This is a genomic window from Mesorhizobium sp. M1A.T.Ca.IN.004.03.1.1 (assembly GCF_003997555.1).
GTDB lineage: Bacteria > Pseudomonadota > Alphaproteobacteria > Rhizobiales > Rhizobiaceae > Mesorhizobium.
On sequence record NZ_RZTV01001109.1, the window covers coordinates 1 to 235 of the forward strand.

Below are 235 nucleotides of genomic sequence, written 5' to 3' on the forward strand. Positions count from 1 at the left end.
GGTTCATGCATAATTGGCTCCCGACGTGATCTGGGCGACCGTGCGCTTCAATGTGGCGACGACGGTCTGAAGGGTTCGCTTTTCTTCGGAATTGAGCGGACGCAGCGGCGCGCGGACCGATCCGACATTCAGCCCGATCAACTCGCATCCGTGCTTGATCGATTGGACGAACTTGCCGCATTCCAGGAAGTCCATGAGCGGAAGCATCGCCATCATGATCGCGCGGCCCTTGTCG

General features: G+C 59.1%; 1 protein-coding gene. It reads right to left on the minus strand.

Annotation, left to right across the window (positions count from 1 at the left end):
- Positions 1-3: 3 nt before the first annotated feature.
- On the minus strand, positions 4-235 hold a 232-nt coding region (locus tag EOD29_RS35115), incomplete at its 5' end, for a dihydrodipicolinate synthase family protein (protein ID WP_206520631.1).